The sequence below is a fragment of the Streptomyces sp. NPDC048643 genome (genome assembly GCF_040650615.1).
Classification (GTDB): domain Bacteria; phylum Actinomycetota; class Actinomycetes; order Streptomycetales; family Streptomycetaceae; genus Streptomyces.
On the sequence record NZ_JBEZHO010000089.1, the window covers coordinates 1 to 18,882 of the forward strand.

The 18,882-nt window shown below is 72.7% G+C and carries 20 protein-coding genes; 10 read left to right on the plus strand and 10 right to left on the minus strand.

Features of this window, described 5'->3' with window-relative positions:
* Positions 1-144 precede the first annotated feature (144 nt).
* Positions 145-858: an isocitrate lyase/phosphoenolpyruvate mutase family protein gene (locus AB0C62_RS41305; protein ID WP_362982360.1), complete on the minus strand. Its 714-nt coding sequence runs from the start codon at positions 856-858 to the stop codon at positions 145-147.
* 49 nt (positions 859-907) lie between these two features.
* Positions 908-1,435: a carboxymuconolactone decarboxylase family protein gene (locus AB0C62_RS41310; RefSeq protein WP_362982330.1), complete on the minus strand. Its 528-nt coding sequence runs from the start codon at positions 1,433-1,435 to the stop codon at positions 908-910.
* A 90-nt stretch (positions 1,436-1,525) separates the two neighbouring features.
* Between AB0C62_RS41310 and AB0C62_RS41315 the strand changes: the two genes are divergently transcribed.
* Positions 1,526-2,917, plus strand: coding sequence for a PLP-dependent aminotransferase family protein (locus AB0C62_RS41315; protein WP_362982332.1), 1,392 nt, complete (start codon positions 1,526-1,528; stop codon positions 2,915-2,917).
* Between the two features lie 28 nt (positions 2,918-2,945).
* On the opposite strand, the gene AB0C62_RS41320 is transcribed toward AB0C62_RS41315, so the two are convergent.
* The gene (locus AB0C62_RS41320; protein ID WP_362982362.1) at positions 2,946-3,818 is read right to left on the minus strand and encodes a hypothetical protein; all 873 of its coding nucleotides are present in this window, start codon (positions 3,816-3,818) and stop codon (positions 2,946-2,948) included.
* Positions 3,819-3,944: 126 nt separating this feature from the next.
* Between AB0C62_RS41320 and AB0C62_RS41325 the strand changes: the two genes are divergently transcribed.
* Together AB0C62_RS41325 and AB0C62_RS41330 are read left to right on the plus strand one after the other, a co-directional pair.
* Positions 3,945-4,298, plus strand: coding sequence for a hypothetical protein (locus AB0C62_RS41325; protein WP_362982334.1), 354 nt, complete (start codon positions 3,945-3,947; stop codon positions 4,296-4,298).
* A gap of 49 nt (positions 4,299-4,347) precedes the next feature.
* Complete coding sequence (locus tag AB0C62_RS41330) at positions 4,348-5,532, plus strand: glutathionylspermidine synthase family protein (protein WP_362982336.1); 1,185 nt, start codon at positions 4,348-4,350, stop codon at positions 5,530-5,532.
* Positions 5,533-5,564: 32 nt separating this feature from the next.
* Here the strand turns inward: AB0C62_RS41330 and rocD are convergent, their stop codons facing one another.
* Positions 5,565-6,770, minus strand: a complete 1,206-nt coding sequence (gene rocD, locus AB0C62_RS41335; protein WP_362982364.1) for an ornithine--oxo-acid transaminase — start codon at positions 6,768-6,770, stop codon at positions 5,565-5,567.
* Positions 6,771-7,106: 336 nt separating this feature from the next.
* On the opposite strand from rocD, the gene AB0C62_RS41340 reads away from it, so the two are divergent.
* A complete protein-coding gene (locus AB0C62_RS41340; protein WP_362982338.1) occupies positions 7,107-8,552 on the plus strand; it encodes a glycine hydroxymethyltransferase in 1,446 nt (481 codons plus the stop codon).
* Positions 8,553-8,573: 21 nt separating this feature from the next.
* Here the strand turns inward: AB0C62_RS41340 and AB0C62_RS41345 are convergent, their stop codons facing one another.
* From AB0C62_RS41345 to AB0C62_RS41355, 3 genes are all read right to left on the minus strand, one after another.
* On the minus strand, positions 8,574-9,296 hold the full coding sequence (locus AB0C62_RS41345; protein WP_362982340.1) for a hypothetical protein: 723 nt from the start codon (positions 9,294-9,296) through the stop codon (positions 8,574-8,576).
* A gap of 214 nt (positions 9,297-9,510) precedes the next feature.
* A complete protein-coding gene (locus AB0C62_RS41350; RefSeq protein WP_362982342.1) occupies positions 9,511-10,431 on the minus strand; it encodes a hypothetical protein in 921 nt (306 codons plus the stop codon).
* Positions 10,424-11,065: an RNA polymerase sigma factor gene (locus AB0C62_RS41355; protein WP_362982344.1), complete on the minus strand. Its 642-nt coding sequence runs from the start codon at positions 11,063-11,065 to the stop codon at positions 10,424-10,426. Before AB0C62_RS41355 ends, AB0C62_RS41350 begins: the two co-directional genes overlap by 8 nt.
* Positions 11,066-11,165: 100 nt before the next feature.
* Here AB0C62_RS41355 and trpS point away from each other — a divergent pair, with 100 nt between their 5' ends.
* Positions 11,166-12,179: a tryptophan--tRNA ligase gene (gene trpS / locus AB0C62_RS41360; RefSeq protein WP_081221766.1), complete on the plus strand. Its 1,014-nt coding sequence runs from the start codon at positions 11,166-11,168 to the stop codon at positions 12,177-12,179.
* A 214-nt stretch (positions 12,180-12,393) separates the two neighbouring features.
* Positions 12,394-12,981: a 2'-5' RNA ligase family protein gene (locus tag AB0C62_RS41365; protein ID WP_164369366.1), complete on the plus strand. Its 588-nt coding sequence runs from the start codon at positions 12,394-12,396 to the stop codon at positions 12,979-12,981.
* 153 nt (positions 12,982-13,134) lie between these two features.
* Here the strand turns inward: AB0C62_RS41365 and AB0C62_RS41370 are convergent, their stop codons facing one another.
* The 3 genes from AB0C62_RS41370 to AB0C62_RS41380 form a co-directional block, all read right to left on the minus strand.
* Positions 13,135-13,890, minus strand: a complete 756-nt coding sequence (locus AB0C62_RS41370) for a decaprenylphospho-beta-D-erythro-pentofuranosid-2-ulose 2-reductase (protein WP_362982346.1) — start codon at positions 13,888-13,890, stop codon at positions 13,135-13,137.
* A gap of 61 nt (positions 13,891-13,951) precedes the next feature.
* On the minus strand, positions 13,952-15,301 hold the full coding sequence (locus AB0C62_RS41375) for an FAD-binding oxidoreductase (protein ID WP_362982348.1): 1,350 nt from the start codon (positions 15,299-15,301) through the stop codon (positions 13,952-13,954).
* Between the two features lie 125 nt (positions 15,302-15,426).
* A complete protein-coding gene (locus AB0C62_RS41380; RefSeq protein ID WP_362982350.1) occupies positions 15,427-15,615 on the minus strand; it encodes a hypothetical protein in 189 nt (62 codons plus the stop codon).
* A 30-nt stretch (positions 15,616-15,645) separates the two neighbouring features.
* Between AB0C62_RS41380 and AB0C62_RS41385 the strand changes: the two genes are divergently transcribed.
* From AB0C62_RS41385 to AB0C62_RS41400, 4 genes are read left to right on the plus strand one after another with little or no spacing between them, the layout of a single operon-like run.
* Entirely contained in the window at positions 15,646-16,203 is a 558-nt protein-coding gene (locus AB0C62_RS41385) for a phosphatase PAP2 family protein (protein WP_362982352.1), read from the plus strand.
* On the plus strand, positions 16,196-17,140 hold the full coding sequence (locus AB0C62_RS41390) for a decaprenyl-phosphate phosphoribosyltransferase (RefSeq protein ID WP_362982354.1): 945 nt from the start codon (positions 16,196-16,198) through the stop codon (positions 17,138-17,140). Before AB0C62_RS41385 ends, AB0C62_RS41390 begins: the two co-directional genes overlap by 8 nt.
* On the plus strand, positions 17,137-17,667 hold the full coding sequence (locus AB0C62_RS41395; protein ID WP_362982356.1) for a GtrA family protein: 531 nt from the start codon (positions 17,137-17,139) through the stop codon (positions 17,665-17,667). Before AB0C62_RS41390 ends, AB0C62_RS41395 begins: the two co-directional genes overlap by 4 nt.
* Positions 17,655-18,722: a YihY/virulence factor BrkB family protein gene (locus AB0C62_RS41400; protein WP_362982358.1), complete on the plus strand. Its 1,068-nt coding sequence runs from the start codon at positions 17,655-17,657 to the stop codon at positions 18,720-18,722. The genes AB0C62_RS41395 and AB0C62_RS41400 overlap by 13 nt, the downstream gene beginning before the upstream one ends.
* Positions 18,723-18,882 lie beyond the last annotated feature (160 nt).

An 18,882-nucleotide genomic window follows, 5' to 3' on the forward strand; every position in this document is an offset into this window, starting at 1 on the left:
GGCCACGGCCTTGTGCTGCCGCTCGAGAACGGAGCAGGCGTGCGCGAGTTGACGGGCACTCGCAGCGGTACCCGTGGGTCCGGACAGGTCGCGCGCCGACCGACGCGGCCCCGCCCCCCACCCTTCGCACCGGCCCGCCGCGGACTACCTCAGCTCCGCCGCGATGTCCCCCAGCGCCGCGGCGGCCCTGCGCTGCAGCCCGGGTCCGAACGTGACCCGGGTCGCGCCGAGTTCACCGAGTTCGGCCGCCGGTACGCCGTCGAGCCGGGCGAACACGTTCACCGGCCCGCGGATGCCCGACCGCAGCAGCGGCAGCACACCGGGCGGCGCCCCGATCGGGTACACGCAGTCCGCGCCCGCGTCGACGTACAGCGCGGCCCGCTCGATGACCCGCTCCGGGTCCCCGTCGCCGTACTCGAAGACGTCGACACGGGCGTTCACGAACAGCAGGTCCGCCGCCGCGTTCCGCACCTCCGCCAGCCACTCGGCGTGCCGTTCCGGGTCCTTGAGGACACCGCCCGCGGAGTCCTCCAGGTTGCAGCCGACGGCGCCCGCCTCCAGGAGCCGCTCCACCAGTTCCTTCGGCGCGAGTCCGTAGCCGCCCTCCACGTCCGCCGACACCGGCACGTCGACCGCCCGGACGATCCGGGCGACCGCCGCGAACATCTCGGCGGCCGGTGTCTCCCCGTCCGCGTACCCGAGGGAGGCGGCGACTCCGGCGCTCGGTGTGGCCAGCGCCGGGAACCCCGCGTCGGCGAACACCCGCGCGCTCGCCGCGTCCCACGGCCCGGGCAGCACCAGCGGATCGTCCGGCACGCGACCGTGGTGCAGCGCCCGGAACCGCTCCACCCCGCTCACCACGCGGTGGTCCCGGCCGGAAGCGCGGTGGTCCGGGCTCCGGCGGCGGTCACTTGTGCTGCCCGGCCCGGTAGTGACCGGGCACCATGCGGCAGGTCACGCCGAACCGGTTCCAGGAGTTGATGACCGTGATGCAGGCGATCAGCTGGGCCAGCTCGGCCTCGTCGAACTGCTTGGCCGCCCGCTCGTAGACCTCGTCCGGCACGAAACCGTCCGTGAGCACGGTGACGGCCTCGGTCAGCTCCACGGCCGCGAGCTCCCGCTCCGTGTAGAAGTGCCGCGACTCCTCCCACGCCCCGAGCTGCACGATCCGCTCCACGCTCTCACCGGCCGCCAGCGCGTCCTTGTTGTGCATGTCGAGGCAGAAGGCGCAGTGGTTCAGCTGCGAGGCGCGGATCTTCACCAGTTCCAGGAGCACGGGGTCCACCCCGCGCCGGGCCGCCGCGTCGAGCCTGACCATCGCCTTGTACACGTCGGGCGCGAGCTGGGCCCAGTTCAGCCGCGGTGTGTGCTCGGGCGCGTACGGCGCGCTCTCGCCGGCCGTGGTGGTGGTCTCCGTCGTCGTGCCGCTGGTCATGGCGTTCCTCCCGGTGGTCCGTGCTCGTGTGCCGTGTCGTCGTGCCACCGACACTACGAGGGGAGTAGCCCAGGAGTATGGTCCATTCCCATGGCGAGAACATGGGCCACTTTGGGAGTCGACCTCCATGTGGAACCGACCGGATCCGGGGTCCGCAAGGGGCTGACGGACGCGTTGCGCGAGGCGGTCCGGGGCGGCAGGCTCGCCCCCGGAACCCGCCTCCCGTCCTCCCGCTCGCTCGCCGCCGACCTCGGCATCGCCCGCAACACGGTCGCCGACGCCTACGCCGACCTCGTCGCCGAGGGCTGGCTCACCGCACGCCAGGGATCCGGCACCCGGGTGGCCGAGCGGACCGTCGCACCACAGGCGCCCGAGCCCGCGCAGCGCCGTCGCGAACAGGGCCGTCCCACCTACGACCTCACCCCCGGCAGCCCCGACCTCGCCTCCTTCCCGCGCACCGCCTGGCTCAAGGCCGCCCGCCGCGCCCTGACCGACGCACCCCACGAGGCCCTCGGCTACGGCGACCCGCGCGGCCGCCCCGAACTGCGCGCCGCCCTCGCGGGCTACCTCTCCCGCGCCCGGGGCGTCCGCGCAGACCCGGACCGGATCGTCGTCTGCTCGGGCTTCGCGGACGCGCTGACCCTGCTCGGAACCGTCCTGCGGCAGCGCGGCCTGCGATCGGTCGCCGTCGAGTCGTACGGCCTCGACGCGCACCGGACCCTCCTGCAGCGCTCGGGCCTGCGCACGCCCCCGCTCCCCTTCGACGAACTCGGCACGGACACCCGGGACATGGCGGGTGCGCGCGCCGTCCTGCTCACCCCCGCCCACCAGTTCCCGATGGGGGTGCCCCTGCACCCGGATCGCCGGGCCGCCGTCGTCGACTGGGCCCGCCGCACCGGGGGCCTGGTCCTGGAGGACGACTACGACGGCGAGTTCCGCTACGACCGGCAGCCCGTCGGCGCGCTGCAGGGCCTCGACCCCGACCACGTGATCCACATGGGCACCGTGAGCAAGTCCCTGGCGCCCGGACTCCGCCTCGGCTGGCTCGTGCTGCCGCCGTCGCTCGTGGACGAGGTCGTCTCCCTGAAGGCGCAGGGTGGTTGGTCCACCGGTGTGCTGGACCAGCTGACCCTCGCGGAGTTCATCACCTCCGGCGCGTACGACCGTCACGTGCGCGCCGCCCGGCTCAGGTACCGGCGCCGCCGGGACGCCCTCGTCGCCGCGCTCGCCGCCCGCGCGCCCGCCGTCCGTGCCGCCGGCATCGCGGCCGGCCTGCACGCCGTGCTCCAACTCCCGCCCGGCACCGAGCGATCGGTCGTCCAGGCCACCGCCTGGCAGGGGCTCGCCGTGCACGGCCTCGCCCGCCACCGGCACCCCGACGCCTCCGTCCCCCCGCTGGACGCCTTGGTCGTCGGCTACGGCACTCCGCCGGACCACGCCTGGTCCGGCGCGCTGGACGCGCTGTGCCGGGCACTGCCGTGACACCGACGCCGTTCGAAGGCGCCCGCCCTCACCCCTGAGGCGACCCGGCGGACTCGGCCTCGGGCTCCGTCTCCGTGCCCGGTGCCTCACCGAACCGGGCCAGCGCCAGCGCGCCCGCCACGGCCACCGCGAAGCCGAGAACCGCCAGCCAGGTCAGCCCTTCCCGCGTGCGGTCACCCAGCCAGATCACGCCCACCAGCGCGGGCCCGATCGTCTCCCCGATGACGAGTCCGGCGGTGGCCGTCGTCACCGAACCCCGTTGCAGGGCCGTGGTCAGCAGCAGGAAGGCCGCTCCGCCACCGACGAGCAGCGCGTACGTCGCCGGGTTGCTCAGCAGGCTCCCCGGGTCGAGGTCCTCGATCAGCCGCACCGCCACCTCGACGACACCGAACCCGAACCCCGCCCCCAGACCCAGCGTGAGCGCCCGGCCCCGGTCGGGCAGTCGGCCGCCGACGAGCCCCAGCAGCAGGACGACCACGGAGATCCCCAGCATCGCGTACTTCAGCCCGAGGGAACCCTCCCGGTCGCCCTCCGTCCCGGACGCCAGCCCCAGCATCGCGAGCCCCGCGCACACCACCGCGACCGCGCCCCACTCGACACGGCTCAGTCGCACATGGATCAGCCACGAGGCCACCACCGCGGTCACGGCGAGGCTCGCGGCGAGGGCCGCCCCGACCGCGTAGATCGGCAGGGACCGCAGTGCGGCGATCTGCAACAGGAACCCGACGCCGTCCAGGGCGAGTCCGGCGAGATAGCGCCACTGCCGCAACGCCCGCAGCAGCAGCGTCGCCGCACCCGCGGCCCCGCCGTCGGTCCCGCCCTCGCCGGCGGCGCGGGCGGCCATCGCCTGGAGAACCGTCGCCGTACCGAAACAGACCGAGGCACCAAGGGCGCACAACATTCCAAAGAGCACGAAGCGACTGTAGGGGACAGTGCGGCGCGGGGGGCCGACGCGGGCTCGGCGTACACGATCTCTACTCTGGACTTCGGCCAAAACATGATCTGCACAGAACAACGGGGGAACGGAATGGCAGACGTACAGCGCCGGCTGCGATCGGGCACGGTCGTCCTCGGCGGTATGGGACTCCTCGCGGCGGCCCTCACCGCCTGCTCCTCGGACGCCCCCGACAAGCGGTGCGTCGACCGCGACAGCTACCGGCTCGGCAAGGGCTACGAGGTCGTCTCGGACAAGAACTGCACCTCCACCAAGTCCTCGACCCACGGCACCTGGTACTACGGCGGCACGAACAAGAGCGGCCGGATCGACGGCGGCTCCTTCACCAAGCCCGGCAAGGGATCGGGCAGTTCGAGCGGCGGCAGCCACGGCGGCGGCGTCGACCGCGGCGGCTTCGGCGGCGGCAAGGGCGGCTCGGGAGGCTGACCCGGCAGGCCCGCCCGCGTCCGCTCCCGCCGAACAGAGGCCAGCACCCATGGAACGCCGCACCATCGAACCCCGCCCCGGCTGGCAGCGGACCGTCGAGGAACAGGGCCTCGTCTACCCGCTCACCCGCCACCCCGACGACTCGCTGCGCCCCTACTGGGACGAGAGCGCCCACTACGTCTTCTCGCTGCCCGAGGTCGAGGCGCTGGAGGAGGTCGTCGAGGAACTGCACGGCATGTGCCTCGTGGCCGCCGCCCACATCGTCGAGCACGGCCGCTTCGCCGACCTCGGCATCGACGACCCGCGGGTCGCGGCGGCCGTCGCCGAGGCCTGGCACCGGCGTGCCGAACTCCCCTCCGTCTACGGACGGTTCGACCTGCGGTACGACGGCACCGGCCCGGCGAAACTCCTGGAGTACAACGCCGACACCCCGACCTCGCTCGTGGAGGCCGCGAGCCCCCAGTGGTTCTGGATGGAGGACCGCTTCCCCGGCGCCGACCAGTGGAACTCCCTGCACGAACGCCTCGTCGCCGCCTGGAGGAAGCAGGGAGCCCTGCTGCCGCCGGGCAGCCCGCTCCACTTCGCGCACTCCGCCGCCGACGAACTCGGCGAGGACCTGATGACGGTCGCCTACCTGAAGGAGACCGCCGAACAGGCCGGCCTCGCCACCGACTGGATCTCCATGGAGGAGATCGGCTGGGACCCCCTGTCCGGCCGCTTCGTCGACAACAGACTCCGCTTCATCCGCAGCTGCTTCAAGCTCTACCCCTGGGAATGGCTCACCGCCGACCGGTTCGCCGACCACGTCCTGGACACCCTCGACAACGGCGGCGGCACCGGGAGCACCCTCTGGATCGAGCCCGCCTGGAAGATGCTCCTCTCCAACAAGGCGCTCCTCGCGATCCTCTGGGAGCTGTACCCGGGCCACCCCAACCTCCTCCCGGCCTACCTCGACGGCCCCCGCGAACTGGCCCGCACGAACGGGTACGTCGCCAAGCCCCTCCTCGGCCGCGAGGGTGACGGCGTGACGATCCACGAACCCGGCGCCGCCCCCGTCGTCCGCGAAGAGGCGTGCTGCTACCAGGAACTGGCGCCGCTCCCGTCCTTCGACGGCAACAGGGTCGTCCTCGGCGCCTGGGTCGTCGAGGACGCGTCGGCGGGCCTCGGCATCCGCGAGTCCTCCGGCCTCGTCACCGACGAGTACGCCCGCTTCCTGCCCCACGTGATCCTCTAGGACCGACCGGGCCGCAAGACCCTGGAACTCCCCTACGCCCCCAGTACCTCCCGCAGTTGCACCAGTCCCCAGTCCAGGTCCTCCTTGCCGATGACCAGGGGCGGGGCGACCCGGACGGTGACGCCGTGGGTGTCCTTGACCAGCACACCCCGGTCCATCAGCTTCTCGGAGATCTCCCGCCCCGAGCCGAACTCCGGGGCGATGTCGACGCCCGCCCACAGCCCCCGCCCGCGCACCGCGGTCACGTGCCCGGAGTCGGTGAGCAGCGCCAGCTCGCGGTGCAGATGCGCGCCGAGTTCGGCGGCCCGCTGCTGGTACTCACCCGTCCGCAGCATCGCGATCACCTCCAACGCCACCGCGCACGCCAGCGGATTCCCGCCGAACGTCGACCCGTGCTCCCCGGGCCGGAACACCCCCAGCACCTCCGCGCTCGACACCACGGCCGACACCGGCACCACCCCGCCGCCGAGCGCCTTCCCGAGGACGTACATGTCCGGCACCACACCCTCGTGCTCGCACGCGAACGTCCGGCCCGTGCGCCCGAGTCCCGACTGGATCTCGTCCGCGACGAACAGCACACCCCGCTCCCGCGTCAGCTCCCGCACCGCCGGCAGATAGCCCGGCGGCGGCACCAGCACCCCGGCCTCTCCCTGGATCGGTTCGAGCAGGACCGCCACCGTGTTCTCCGACACCGCGGCCCGCATCGCCGTCAGATCGCCGTACGGCACGATCTCGAACCCCGGCGTGTACGGGCCGAAGTCCGCCCGCGCCTCCTGGTCCGTCGAGAAGCTGATGACCGTCGTCGTCCGCCCGTGGAAGTTGTTGCCCGCGACGACGATCTTCGCCCGCCCCTCGGGCACGCCCTTGACGCGGTACCCCCACTTCCGGGCCGTCTTCACCGCGGTCTCCACGGCCTCCGCGCCCGTGTTCATCGGCAGCACCATCTCCATGCCGCACAGCGACGCCAGTTCCCGGCAGAAGTCGGCGAACCGGTCGTGGTGGAACGCCCGCGACGTCAGCGTCACCCGGTCCAGCTGCGCCTTCGCCGCGTCGATCAGCCGCCGGTTGCCGTGGCCGAAGTTGAGCGCGGAGTAGCCGGCCAGCAGATCGAGGAAGCGACGCCCCTCGACATCGGTCATCCACGCTCCGTCCGCCGTCGTCACGACGACGGGCAGCGGGTGGTAGTTGTGCGCGCTGTGCGCGTCGGCCGAGGCGATGAACGCCTCCGTCGTCTCCAGGGCATCCATGGCGGTCACCGGAACTCCGTTCTCCGACCCGCGAAGGGTGGGCTTGTGGCCTCCTTCCTATCGTCGCTCGCATGGTGGACGGGGGAACCCGGTGATCCGGCGCGCCCGGTAGGCTGACCGGCGGGGCCGTGACTGGCGCGCTGGGATGGGACCGACCATCGGGGAGCGGCACCCACGCTGTGACTTCTCCGGGAACCGTCCCGGCCCTCCGGCCGCCGCATCCGGCGCACGAGGGGACCGGCGGTGTCCGGGCGGGAAGCCACGGCAACCGAGTGCCGTGCGCCTGGGCCGACCCGTGAACGCTGAACGCCACGTCCGGAGGCCGTCATGCCAGAGCCCCTTTCCACCGAGTCCACCGCCTTCCGCAGCGCCCTCGACGTGATCAGGGCCGTCGAGCCCCGCGTCGCCGACGCCATCGGCCAGGAAGTCGCCGACCAGCGCGACATGCTCAAGCTCATCGCGTCCGAGAACTACGCCTCCCCGGCCACCCTGCTCGCCATGGGCAACTGGTTCAGCGACAAGTACGCCGAGGGCACCGTCGGCCGCCGCTTCTACGCCGGCTGTCGCAACGTCGACACCGTCGAGGCCCTCGCCGCCGAGCACGCCCGCGAACTCTTCGGCGCCGAGCACGCCTACGTCCAGCCGCACTCCGGCATCGACGCCAACCTCGTCGCCTTCTGGGCCGTCCTCGCCGCCCGCGTCGAGGCCCCCGCCCTCGCCAAGGCAGGCGTCCGCAACGTCAACGACCTCACCGAGGCCGACTGGGCCGAACTGCGCCAGGCCTTCGGCAACCAGCGCATGCTCGGCATGTCCCTCGACGCAGGCGGCCACCTCACCCACGGCTTCCGCCCGAACATCTCCGGCAAGATGTTCGACCAGCGCTCGTACGGCACCGATCCCGCCACCGGCCTCATCGACTACGAGGCCCTGCGCACCTCCGCCCGCGAGTTCAAGCCGCTGATCATCGTCGCCGGTTACTCCGCCTACCCCCGCCTGGTGAACTTCCGCATCATGCGGGAGATCGCCGACGAGGTCGGCGCCACCCTCTTGGTCGACATGGCCCACTTCGCCGGCCTCGTCGCGGGCAAGGTCCTCACCGGCGACTTCGACCCGGTGCCGCACGCCCAGATCGTCACCACGACCACGCACAAGTCGCTCCGTGGCCCGCGCGGCGGCATGGTCCTGTGCGACGAGAGCCTCGCCGAGCAGGTCGACCGCGGCTGCCCGATGGTGCTCGGCGGCCCCCTCCCGCACGTCATGGCCGCCAAGGCCGTCGCGCTCGCGGAGGCCCGTCGCCCCGAGTTCCGCGACTACGCGCAGGCCGTCGTCGACAACGCCCGTGCCCTCGCCGAGGGCCTGATGCGCCGCGGCGCCACGCTGGTCACCGGCGGCACCGACAACCACCTCAACCTCATCGACGTGGCCTCCTCCTACGGCCTCACCGGTCGTCAGGCCGAGTCGGCCCTGCTCGACTCGGGCATCGTCACCAACCGCAACTCCATCCCCGCCGACCCGAACGGCGCCTGGTACACCTCCGGCATCCGCATCGGCACGCCCGCGCTGACCACCCGTGGTCTCGGCACGGCCGAGATGGACGAGATCGCCGGTCTCATCGACCGCGTCCTCACCGCCGCCGAGGCCGGCACCACCGCCAAGGGCGCCCCGTCCAAGGCCCAGCACGTCCTCGACGCGAAGATCTCCGACGAGATCGCCCACCGCGCCACCGACCTGCTGGCGCCGTTCCCGCTGTACCCGGAGATCGACCTCGGCTGACAGTCGCCCACCGACCTGCTCCTACAGGTCGACCAGCTCCTGTCGTGGCTCCCGCGGCGATCCGGCGTTCTCGCGCCGGGTCGCCGCGCGGTGTATGCACCACGGGATCCCGACGCCCAGCAGCAGACCCGCCGCGAGCCCGGCCAGCGCCCACTCCGCCCGCTCCGGCGTCACCCATCCCGCGGCCACCGGCGCCGCCCGCTCCGGGCCGAACAGCTTCCCCTCTTGTGCCAGCTGTCCGAACACCGAGCGCGGCGCCCGATGCCAGCGGATGTCGTCGTCCGACACGTCGGGCGAGACGTCCGTGCGCACCCACGGTGTGCCGTCCTGTGCGAGGAACACCTGGTCCTGCCGCTCGATGGCGACGTCCCCGCCGGGCGCCCGCCTGGTCTGCGGCCACCCGCCGACCCCGGTCAGCCCCCAGACGACGGTGGCCCGCACCGCCGGATAGTCCCCGTGCGCCCACGCGTCGGGCACCCGCTCCGTCCCCGTGAACCGGGGTGCCAGCAGTCGCCACAGCTGCCCGAAGTCCCGCTCCCCGGAGTGCAGCGTCGTCGTCCGCCCGGTGTCGCCGGCGATCACCAGCGCCAGGTCCGGGGTGTCACCTTTGCCGAAGCCTCCGGCACCTTCCGCGGCGCGGGACGGCGCGGCGCCGACCGTGAGCGACACCGAAAAGGCCACCGCCACGGACACGACGAACAGCCGCCACACCCTCGCCCTGCCCCATCCACTCCTGCACGTCATCCGTCTCCCCCCATGTCATCTGTCGTCCGTCCCCTCGTCCGCACAGCACCGCAACCGCCGCCCGGCATGCCCAGCCCCAGCCGGTGGGCTGCGCACGGACGTCTCACTTCTGGTACACCGCTCGACCCCTCGGGGTTCCCACCTTGATCCGCCGACCTTCGAGTGTTGCCGCGGACGGAGGACGGCGGACGGCGTGCGGCGGACGGTGGGCGCGCTATGTCAGCGACCGTGCGATCTCCAGCGCCCGCGCCTTCGACGACACGCCCTCCAGCCGGAGCGTCATCTCGCCCTGGTGCGTCCACAGCAACGTCGGCCCGGCGGTCCGCTCGGCGCGGTTGAAGCTCTCGCCGTCCGCGTCGAGGAGCCGGAAGCTCAGCCGGTGCGGGCGCGCGAACCACAGCGCGGGACTGCCGAGCGTCTCCCCGTCGCCGAGGCTCAGCCACTCGGGCGGCTCCCGCACCGTCTTGGTGAAGCCGATGTCCAGCCGCGCCGGAAACGCGTCGATCCGGATCGTGCGCCCGTCCTCGCGCCAGCACAGGTTCATCAGCAGGCGTCCCTTCGGCTCCGGCGTCACCGTGATCGTGTCCGGGGTCCCGAGCGCGCCGGGTACGGGAGGGGTGAACCCCGCCCTCCGTGCGGCCTGAGCCGACGTCAGGGAAGGGCCGGGGCAGCCCGGCACCCGGGCACCGGCCGAGGGCGTGGCCGACGGGTCGTACCGCACCTCGACGCCGCCGAAGTCGAACCAGTCGACGACCGCCGCGCGCACCGGAGGGGTGAGCACGAGCACCGTGAGCACGCCACACAGGCCCGCCGTCAGGAGGCGTCGGCGCTCCCGCCCCCAGCGACGCACCGACCGCAGCCGCGCGCCGGGCCCCGGTCGGCCGGCCATCGCGGACGGGGTCTCCTCGTGCCGCCGCGCCGGGGCGGGAGCCGCCTCCATCGCGAGCAGCTCCGACAGCACCCGCTCCACCATCGACTCGCCCGGATCGGCGCCGTCCGTCCCCGATCCGTCCAGCGCTCTTCCGAGCGCCAGCAGCTCCTCCCGCAGCCGGGCGGCGTCGGCGTGCTCACGCCTCCCGCGCCCGAGGCCCGGTCCCGCACTGGCGGTGCCCTCGTCCTCGTACGGCTCACGCATGGTCGGCACCTCCTTGTCGGGGCTGTCGGGGCTGTAGGGGCTCGTGGGGCTCGCGGGGTTCGAGGGCGGGCAGGAGCCGGCCCAGTTTGCGCAGGGCGCGATTGAGCCGTGACTTCACCGTGCCGCGGGGCCAGCCCAGCGCCTGGGCCGTCTCCGGCTCGTCCATCTCCAGCAGATAGCGGTAGGTGACGACGAGACGGTGCTCCTCGCTCAGCTGCTCCAGGCCGGCCAGCAGCGCCGCCCGGCGCTCCGCCTCCAGGGCCGCGAGCGCGGGGTCCGTCGACTCCGGTATCAGCGGTTCCGCCTCGGTCAGCGCGGCCTCCCGGCCGGCCAGGGTGCGCTGACGCACCGCCGTGCGCACGGTGTTCCTCGCTTCGTTGGCGACGATCGACAGCAGCCACGGCTTGAACGCCGAGCCGTCCCGAAAGCGCTCCAGCGAGCAGTACGCCTTGATGAAGGCCTGCTGCACCACGTCCTCCGCGTCCGCACCCGCGCCGAGCGCCCTGGCCGCCCTGATCGCGATACCCGTGTGGGCACGGACCAGCTCCGCGTACGCCTCCGGCTGTCCGGCGCGCACGCGGGCGATGACCTCGGCCTCGTCGACGACGATGCGGCCCCCCTCCCGCGTCCTCACACTCTTGGTACACCGCTCGGGGCCCATCGGTTCCCTCTCGTGTCCCCGCTGTTTCCAGCCCGTTCCGGAGCGGGTCCCGGTACCTGAGAGAATGGTGAGCATGGCCTCTGACAGTCCTCGCGTGCTCTCCGGAATCCAGCCCACGGCAGGCTCGTTCCACCTCGGCAACTACCTCGGCGCGGTCCGCCAGTGGGTGGCCCTGCAGGAGTCCCACGACGCGTTCTACATGGTCGTCGACCTGCACGCGATCACGATTCCGCAGGACCCCGCGGACCTGCGGGCCAACACCCGGCTCGCCGCGGCCCAGCTCCTCGCCGCCGGCCTCGACCCGGAGCGCTGCACGCTCTTCGTGCAGAGCCACGTGCCCGAGCACGCGCAGCTCGCCTGGATCATGAACTGCCTGACCGGCTTCGGTGAGGCCTCCCGCATGACGCAGTTCAAGGACAAGTCCGCCAAGCAGGGCGCCGACCGGGCGAGCGTCGGCCTGTTCACGTACCCGATCCTCCAGGTCGCGGACATCCTGCTCTACCAGGCCAACGAGGTGCCGGTCGGTGAGGACCAGCGCCAGCACATCGAGCTGACCCGCGACCTCGCCGAGCGCTTCAACGGCCGCTTCGGCGCGACGTTCACGGTCCCGAAGCCGTACATCCTCAAGGAGACGGCGAAGATCTTCGATCTCCAGGACCCGGCGATCAAGATGAGCAAGTCGGCGTCGACGCCCAAGGGCCTCATCAACCTGCTCGACGACCCGAAGGCGACCGCCAAGAAGGTCAAGAGCGCGGTCACCGACACGGACACGGTCATCAGGTATGACACGGCGGAGAAGCCGGGTATCAGCAACCTGCTGACCATCTACTCGACCCTCACCGGGACCGGTATCGCCGAACTGGAGCAGAAGTACACCGGCAAGGGCTACGGTGCGCTGAAAACGGACCTCGCCGAGGTCATGGTCGACTTCGTGACGCCGTTCCGTGAGCGCACCCAGCAGTATCTGGACGACCCGGAGACCCTCGACTCGATCCTCGCCAAGGGCGCGGAGAAGGCGCGTGCCGTCGCCGCGGAGACGCTCTCCCAGGCGTACGACAAGGTCGGCTTCCTGCCCGCGAAGCACTGACGGACGGGGCCGCCGCGCGGGCGGTGGCCCCCGCCCGTACGGCGGCCCCTACCACAGCGCCTTCGGCAGTCAGTACGAGACGAGCGCGACACTCGTACGGCCGCCACATGAGGGCCTCACCGCCGTACAGTCGATAGCCGGACAGGCCGTACAACCGCCCCTGTCCGCCCCGCACCACCACCGACCGGACCATGGAACGACGACAGGAGACGACGTGGGGACCGTAACGATCGGCGTGTCGATCGCGGTCCCGGAGCCTCATGGCAGCCTGCTCCAGGAGCGGCGCGCGGGCTTCGGCGACCCCGCGGCTTCCGGCATCCCCACGCACGTCACCCTGCTGCCGCCGACCGAGGTCGAGGAGTCGGCGCTGCCCGCGATCGAGGCGCACCTCCTCGACGTCGCGGCGGCCGGGCGCCCGTTCCCCATGCGGCTGTCCGGGACGGGCACCTTCCGCCCCCTGTCGCCGGTCGTCTACGTCCGCGTGGCCGAGGGCACGGAGGCCTGCACCTGGCTCCAGAAGCAGGTCCGGGACGCCTCCGGCCCCTGCGCCCGCGAGCTCCAGTTCCCGTACCACCCGCACGTCACCGTGGCCCACGGCATCGACGACGAGGCGATGGACCGCGCCTTCGAGGCACTCTCCGGCTACGAGGCCCAGTGGCCCTGCACCGGCTTCGCGCTCTACGAGCAGGGCCCCGACGCCGTGTGGCGCAAGCTCCGCGAGTACGTCTTCGGCGGCGCCGTGGTGCCCCCGCAGGCGTGCCCCTCGGAGCGCGGCACCAACACGACTCTGCCCGCGCTCTGACGCCGGTCCTCTGCGCCGGTCCTCACTGACGCCGGTCCTCTGCGCCGGTCCTCACTGACGCCGGTCCTCTGCGCCGGTCCTCACTGACGCCGGTCCTCACGCGCGCGTGCCCCCGGGCTCACGGCTCCAGGGGCACGGCGCGTCGGCAGTGCCTCAGATCGGCAGCCGCCGGAACAGCCCGCGCGGCGCGTGCCGCAGGGCGGACATGACCACCCGCAGCGCCCCCGGTACCCACACCGTCTCCGACCGCCGCCGCAGACCCAGCTCGATCGCGGCGGCCACCGCCTCCGGAGTGGTCGCCAGCGGCGCCTCCGGCAGGCCGGCCGTCATCCGGGTGCGGACGAACCCCGGGCGGACGACCATCACGTGCACGCCCGTGCCGTGCAGCGCGTCGCCGAGCCCCTGCGCGAACGCGTCCAGACCGGCCTTGCTGGAGCCGTAGATGAAGTTCGAGCGGCGGGCGCGCTCGCCCGCGACCGAGGACAGCACCACCAGGGAGCCGTGCCCCTGCGTCTGGAGCGCCCGCGCGCACACCAGGCCCGACGAGACGGCCCCCGTGTAGTTGGTCATCGCGACCCGCGCCGCGGCGACCGGCTCGCGCTCGTCCAGTGCCTGGTCGCCGAGCACGCCGACCGCCATCAGGACCATGTCGATGTCGCCCTCGGCGAAGACCTTGCCGAGCGCCTCCTCGTGGGACTCGGGGTCCATGGCGTCGAAGGCGACCGTACGGGCGTCCGCGCCGAGCGCGCGCAACTGCTCGGCCGCCTGCTCCAGAGCGGGTGTCGGCCGTCCGGCCAGCCACACGGTGCGGGTGCGCCGGACGATCATCCGGCGCGCCGTGGCCAGCGCGATCTCGGACGTGCCGCCGAGGATCAGCAGGGACTGGGGGATACCGAAGGCGTCCTTCATGACAGCTCCTTGAGACGGGGAAACGGAACGACGAGGCGGGCGGGGTGGCCGGAAGCGCGCTCTACAGGCCCAGGCGGCGGGACAGGTCCGAGGTGAAGACGCCCCGCGGGTCCAGCTCGCGCCGCAACGAGCGGAACGCGTCCAGCCGGGGGTACATCGCGGCCAGCAGCTCGGGCCGCAGCCGCGCGTCCTTGGCGAGGTAGACGCGTCCGCCGGCGCCCGCCACCTCCTCGTCGAGTTCGTCGAGGAAGGCGCCGAGGCCCGGCAGGTTCGCCGGGATGTCGAGGGCGAGGGTCCAGCCGGGCATCGGAAAGGACAGCCAGCCCGGATCGCCCTCCCCGAAGCGCTTCAGGACGGCGAGGAAGGACGGGCAGCGGTGTTCGGAGATCCGCCCCACGATGCGGCGCAGGGCCTCCTCCCGCCCGTGCCCGACGACGAACTGGTACTGCACGAACCCAGCGCGCCCGTAGACGCGGTTCCAGTGCGGCACCCCGTCGAGGGGGTGGAAGAAGGTCGGGATGCGCTGGAGTTCGCCGGTACGCGCGCGGGGCGCCTTGCGGTACCAGAGCTCGTTGAAGAGGCCCACCGTCGTCCGGCCGAGGAGCCCTTCCGGTACGAAGGCGGGCGGGGCCGGCAGTCGTGAGGGGCGGAACGCCAGTGGGTGCCGGCGCGCCCGCGGGGGCAGCGCGTTCAGCGGGGCGTGGTCGCCGCGGGTCAGGACCGAGCGGCCCATGTTCGCTCCGCGCGCGAGGAGGTCGATCCAGGCGACCGAGTAGCGGTGGAGGTGGTCGGTGGCGGTCAGCCGGGCCATGAGGTCGTCGAGGTCGACCGCGCGCTCGGTGTCGACGGACATCAGCGCGGTCTCCACCGGCTGGAGGCGGACGGTCGCCGTGAGGATCACGCCGGTCAGGCCCATGCCGCCGGCCGTGGCGTCGAAGAGGGGTTCGCCCTGTCCGACCGTCCGGATCTCCCCGTCCGCGGTCAGCAGCTCGAAGGAGAGCACGTGCCGGGCGAACGAGCCGGACCCGTGGTGGTTCTTGCCGTGGATGTCCGCGCCGATCGCCCCGCCCACCGTCACGTAGCGGGTCCCCGGGGTGACCGGCACGAACCATCCGAGGGGGAGCAGCACCTCCATCAGCCGGTGCAGGGACACCCCGGCGTCGCACAGGACCGTGCCGCCGCCCACGTCGATGGCGTGGATCCGGTCGAGGCCCGTCATGTCGAGCACGGCCCCGCCCGCGTTCTGCGCGGCGTCGCCGTACGCCCGCCCGAGCCCCCGGGCGATCCCTCCCCGGGCCCCGCACTCCCGGACGGCGGTCGCCGCCTCCTCGTAGCTGCGCGGGCGGACCAGTCGGGCGGTGGTCGGGGCGGTGCGGCCCCAACCCGTGACGGAGACGGTGTCGGCAGGCATGCCCGTGACCGTAGCGCCGGTAAGGGTGCACAACGGGGCAATCTCCCCAGCCCCTCACGGCTCCTCACCGAAATGGGTGATTAATGGGATGTCGTCCTAGATTGCCGTAATTCTGCGGCTCCTCACTAGAAGAGTGAGATCACATGGACGAACTTGACGACCGTGACGACATGGATCGGCGGCTTGACGGCCATGGCCACCGTGGTGGCGAGAGAGACCGACCACGCGACGACCATGACGAGCCCGACCGCATGGACCGACAGCGTGACGCCGTGGATCGCCGGCTTGACGACATTGACCACCTTGATCGTCATCACGAAGACGTTGACCACTCCCGCGACACCATGGACCGCGACCGCGGCACGGCCGGCATGGACCGGAGCAGCGACGGGACGGACCGGAGCCTCGACGGCATGGACCGGCGCCTGCTGTCCATGGTCCACGCCTACGGCGACCACCCGCGCGTCGCGGCCACCGCTCGGGCCCTGTCCCGGAGCGGCGAACACGGCGCGCTGTGGCTCGCCGCCGGACTGGTGGGGGCGGCCGTCGACCGGGAGCGCCGAGGCGCCTGGCTGCGCGCGACCGCCCTCACCGCCACCGCGCACCTCGCGAGCATGGGGGTGAAGCAGATCGTGCGCCGCCCGCGCCCCACCCACGTGACACCACTGGTGCGCACGGCCGGACGGCACTCCTTCCCCAGCTCGCACGCCACCTCCGCCGCGGCCGCCGCGGTCGCCTTCGGAGCGCTCGGCGCGCCCGTCGCCGCGCCGCTCGCGGCCGCGATGTGCCTCTCGCGTCTCGTCGTCGGTGTCCACTACCCGACGGACGTCGCCGCGGGCGCCGCCCTCGGAGCCGCGGCGGCCGGACTGGGCGCCCGGTGGATCGGGGTGCGCCATGGCTGAGCCCACGGCGCTCCTGGAGCGTGCCCCCGCCCTCGCGCCGCCCCCGAGAACCCTGACCGGACTCGTCCGGGGCCTCGTCAGGACCGCGCGCCCCCGCCAGTGGGTGAAGAACGTGCTCGTCGTGGCCGCCCCGGCCGCCGCGGGCCAGCTGTTCTCCCGCCACGCCCTCGGCCAACTCGCGATCGTCTTCGCCCTGTTCACCGCCTGCGCCGCCGCCGTGTACCTGATCAACGACGCCCGGGACGCCGCCGCCGACCGTGCCCACCCCGTGAAGCGCCACCGCCCGGTCGCCGCGGGCCAGGTCCCCGTTCCCGTCGCCTACGCCGTCGGCGGCACCCTCGCGGCCCTCGCGCCCGCCCTCGCGGCCTGGCTCTGCTCACCGGCCGTCTGCGCGCTGCTGACCGCGTACGTCGGCATGCAACTGGCGTACTGCGTCAGCCTCAAGCACGTGCTCGTCGTGGACCTCGTCGTCGTCACCACCGGATTCCTGATGCGGGCGATGGTCGGCGGCCTGGCCCTCGGCATCCCGCTGTCGCGCTGGTTCCTGATCACCACGGGCTTCGGGGCGCTGTTCATGGTGTCGGCGAAGCGTTACTCCGAGGCCGTGCAGATGGCGGGGAAGGCGGGCGCCACGCGCGCGCTGCTCACCGAGTACACGACCGGCTACCTGCGCTTCGTGTGGCAGCTGGCCGCCGGAGTGTCCGTTCTCGGCTACTGCCTGTGGGCCCTGGAGGAGGGAAGCGTGCCCAGCACCGGCGTGCTGCCCTGGCGCCAGCTCTCCATGGTGGCGTTCGTCTTCGCCGTCCTGCGCTACGCCGTCTTCGCCGACCGGGGCACGGCGGGCGAGCCGGAGGACGTGGTCCTGCACGACCGCGCGCTCGCCGTCATCGGCCTCGTGTGGCTCGCGATGTACGGGCTCGCGGTGGCGAACTGGTGAGCGTCACCGAGCACCCCGCCGGCACCGGTCCCGGCCCCGCCACGTCGGGGGCGGCCGTCGCGGAACCGGTCGATCGAGGAGGCCCCGCACCCGGACCGGGCCCGCGCGCGCGGTTCCTCCGCGAGGTCGCCGGGTTCGCCACCGCCGGCCTCCTCGCGTACGCCGCCGACCTCGGCCTCTTCCTCTGGCTGCGCGGTCCCGCGGGTCTGGATCCGTTGACCGCCAAGGCACTCTCGTTCCTTGCGGGCTGCTCCGTGGCGTACGCCGGGAACGCGCTGGGCACCTACCGGCACGCGGCCCGGGGGCCCCGCCAGTACGCGGTCTTCTTCGCGGTGAACATCGCGGGCGCGCTGGTACAGCTGCTGTGCATCGCCGTCAGTCATTACGGGCTCGGGTTCACCTCGCGGCGCGCCGACACCGTCTCCGGGGCGGGAATCGGCATGGCGATCGCCACTGTCCTGCGATTTTGGGGTACCCGCACATTGGTTTTCCGAGGCGAGGGCAGAGTCGGATCATGGACTGGCTGAAAAAACTTCCCGGCGTGGGGCCTCTGGTCGTGCGCCTGATGACCACGCACGCGTGGCGGTCGTACGAGCGGCTGGACCGGGTGAAGTGGACGCGGCTCGCCGCGGCGATGACCTTCATCAGTTTCGTGGCGCTCTTCCCGCTGCTGACCGTCGCCGCCGCGATCGGTGCCGCGACGCTGAGCACCCAGCAGCAGAAGGACCTTCAGGACAAGCTCGCCGAGCAGGTGCCGGGCATCTCCGACCAGCTCGACATCAACAGCCTGGTCCAGAACGCGGGTGCCATCGGACTCATCGCGGGCGCCCTGCTGCTGGTCACCGGTATCGGCTGGGTCGGCTCGATGCGGGAGTGCCTGCGCGCGGTCTGGGAGCTGCCGGACACCGAGGAGAACCCCTTCCTGCGCAAGGGCAAGGACGGCGGCGTGCTCGTCGGCCTGGGCGGCGCCGTGCTCCTCACCGTCGTCGTCTCCACGCTCGCGTCCACGGCGGTGGGCTGGTCGTCGCGGCAGATCGGCATCGACGAGAACGGCTGGGGGAGCGTGCTGCTCCAGGCCATCGCCTTCGCGGTGGCCGTCCTCGCCGACTTCCTCGTCCTGCTGTACGTCCTCACGCTGCTGCCCGGTGTCCAGCCGCCCCGTCGTCGGCTGATCGTCGCCTCACTGATCGGCGCGATCGGCTTCGAACTGCTCAAGCTGCTGCTCAGCGGCTATATGCGGGGCGTGGCCTCGAAGAGCATGTACGGCGCCTTCGGGGTGCCGATCGCGCTGCTCCTGTGGATCAACTTCACGTCGAAACTGCTCCTGTTCTGCGCCGCGTGGACGGCGACGCGGAGCAAGGAGGAGGAACTGGGGCAGGCGGAGGAACTCGCGGAGACCGACGCGCCGACGAAGCCCGAGGAGGACGCGGAGGAGGCAGAGGCGGACGCGAAGATCGCCGCGGTCGAGGCCGACGCCGAAGCCGCGAGGGGAGCGGGCGCCGCGGACGCATCGGCCGGCCCGGGCGAACCGGCGGCCGGTCCCCGCACACCGTCCGGCTCGGAGGGCCACCGGACGGCGTGATCCCCGTGGGGACGTAACCGTGAAGCAGCCCGGGCAAGGAGAAGTCCCGGCGCCTGACAGGCGCCGGGTGGGACGGCCTGCTCCGGACGACCCGATCTGGACTTCATGACCGGATTCAGGCCCTAAGGCTCCGCGTATGCAACGTCCCCGGATGGGCTCG

What these genes read in the sequence shown, in the direction of transcription:
- AB0C62_RS41310 (WP_362982330.1), bottom strand. Translation starts at nt 1,435, where the DNA reads ATGACCAGCGGCACGACGACGGAGACCACCACCACGGCCGGCGAGAGC.
- AB0C62_RS41315 (WP_362982332.1), top strand. Translation starts at nt 1,526, where the DNA reads ATGGCGAGAACATGGGCCACTTTGGGAGTCGACCTCCATGTGGAACCG.
- AB0C62_RS41320 (WP_362982362.1), bottom strand. Translation starts at nt 3,818, where the DNA reads ATGTTGTGCGCCCTTGGTGCCTCGGTCTGTTTCGGTACGGCGACGGTT.
- AB0C62_RS41325 (WP_362982334.1), top strand. Translation starts at nt 3,945, where the DNA reads ATGGCAGACGTACAGCGCCGGCTGCGATCGGGCACGGTCGTCCTCGGC.
- AB0C62_RS41330 (WP_362982336.1), top strand. Translation starts at nt 4,348, where the DNA reads ATGGAACGCCGCACCATCGAACCCCGCCCCGGCTGGCAGCGGACCGTC.
- AB0C62_RS41340 (WP_362982338.1), top strand. Translation starts at nt 7,107, where the DNA reads ATGCCAGAGCCCCTTTCCACCGAGTCCACCGCCTTCCGCAGCGCCCTC.
- AB0C62_RS41345 (WP_362982340.1), bottom strand. Translation starts at nt 9,296, where the DNA reads ATGACGTGCAGGAGTGGATGGGGCAGGGCGAGGGTGTGGCGGCTGTTC.
- AB0C62_RS41350 (WP_362982342.1), bottom strand. Translation starts at nt 10,431, where the DNA reads ATGCGTGAGCCGTACGAGGACGAGGGCACCGCCAGTGCGGGACCGGGC.
- trpS (WP_081221766.1), top strand. Translation starts at nt 11,166, where the DNA reads ATGGCCTCTGACAGTCCTCGCGTGCTCTCCGGAATCCAGCCCACGGCA.
- AB0C62_RS41370 (WP_362982346.1), bottom strand. Translation starts at nt 13,890, where the DNA reads ATGAAGGACGCCTTCGGTATCCCCCAGTCCCTGCTGATCCTCGGCGGC.
- AB0C62_RS41375 (WP_362982348.1), bottom strand. Translation starts at nt 15,301, where the DNA reads ATGCCTGCCGACACCGTCTCCGTCACGGGTTGGGGCCGCACCGCCCCG.
- AB0C62_RS41380 (WP_362982350.1), bottom strand. Translation starts at nt 15,615, where the DNA reads ATGACGATCAAGGTGGTCAATGTCGTCAAGCCGGCGATCCACGGCGTC.
- AB0C62_RS41385 (WP_362982352.1), top strand. Translation starts at nt 15,646, where the DNA reads ATGGACCGCGACCGCGGCACGGCCGGCATGGACCGGAGCAGCGACGGG.
- AB0C62_RS41390 (WP_362982354.1), top strand. Translation starts at nt 16,196, where the DNA reads ATGGCTGAGCCCACGGCGCTCCTGGAGCGTGCCCCCGCCCTCGCGCCG.
- AB0C62_RS41400 (WP_362982358.1), top strand. Translation starts at nt 17,655, where the DNA reads ATGGACTGGCTGAAAAAACTTCCCGGCGTGGGGCCTCTGGTCGTGCGC.